The sequence below is a fragment of the Pedobacter sp. 01N416 genome (assembly GCF_056399685.1).
The window spans coordinates 1-1,232 of sequence record NZ_JBFTRT010000886.1 but is presented as its reverse complement, the minus strand read 5'-3'; the positions used below and the strand labels follow the sequence as shown (position 1 = coordinate 1,232).

Genomic DNA, 1,232 nt, shown 5'->3' with positions numbered 1-1,232 from the left:
TGGTTACCAGTGCAAGGTAAAAATCGGGTTTAATACGACCACCTTCTGCCCATTTACCTAAAAATGTTTCTAAGAAAGGGAAGTTTTGATCTGGCCAGGCCAATTGAATACGGAATAAAATTGATAAGCCCATTGCTATTACCGCCATAATGATACCGGTAATTAAAAATTGCTTAGCAATCATTTTATGATCCATACTAAAGATATACTTTGAAATCAAAGTCTCTTTATGATGCCCATGATCAGCGTGATCGTGATTGTGTTCGTCGTGTAATGCTATTGTTGACATAATTCGTTCGCTCCTGCTTAATATTATTTATTTAAAGCCATTTGGTTAGTTTTCGCAGCTGTAGAATCTGTTGCTGCTGAATCTGCTACTGATTTTACAGGCGCAGGTGCCACTGGCAAATTAAATTGTTTTCTTAAATCGTCGTTTAAGTATGTTTTCTGTTCTGCTATCCAAGTTTTGTATTCAGCTTCAGAAACCACCCGCACAACTTTTTGCATGTTGTAGTGACCTGACCCACAGATTTTAGCACATAAGAAAAGGTACTTAAAGTTAGGATCGTTGGTTTCTTGCTGCATCTCAGCAGTAGTTTTAGTAGGCGTAAACTCAAAAATGGTTCTCATACCCGGTACAGTGTTTAACTGTACTCTAAAATGAGGCATATAAAAACTGTGAATTACATCTTTACTGGTTAAGATCAGCTTTACAGGTTTTCCAACCGGAAGCACCATCTCATCAGCCATCTCATCATCACGAGAGTTTAAATCTTTAAAATCGATACCCAATGGGTTGGTAGCTGTAGTTAACTTGTAATTTTTATTACCAACTACACCATCAGCTCCAGGATAACGGATAGACCATTTAAACTGCTCAGAAGTAACTTCTATCTGTAATGGTTTGTTGTTTGGATCTTCAACTTTGAAGAAAATAGATCTCCAGGTTAAGAAACCCATTAATACCAAAACAGTTAATACTAAAGCCGGAACGATTGTCCAGATTTTTTCGATTGTATTATTATGTGGATAATAGTAAGCTTTTCTTTTGGCTGAGTATTTATAGATGTAAGAAAATCCGAATAACAAGATGTGTGTAACCACAAATACGATTGTGGTGATGATTAATGTTAAATTAAACATATCATCAATTTTCTTTCCGTGCTCAGATGCTGCAGCTGGAAGTAACATGGCGCCATGCACAGTATATTCCCAATATACACCATATAAAC

The 1,232-nt window shown here is 36.4% G+C and carries 1 protein-coding gene and 1 pseudogene; both read right to left on the bottom strand.

Annotation, left to right across the window (positions count from 1 at the left end; genetic code table 11):
- Window positions 1–289: pseudogene (locus tag AC1DND_RS28140) on the bottom strand (cytochrome c oxidase subunit I); the annotation flags it as partial.
- Window positions 290–312: 23 nt separating this feature from the next.
- A partial coding sequence (locus AC1DND_RS28135) for a cytochrome c oxidase subunit II (RefSeq protein WP_477586183.1) occupies window positions 313–1,232 on the bottom strand: 920 nt, incomplete at its 5' end.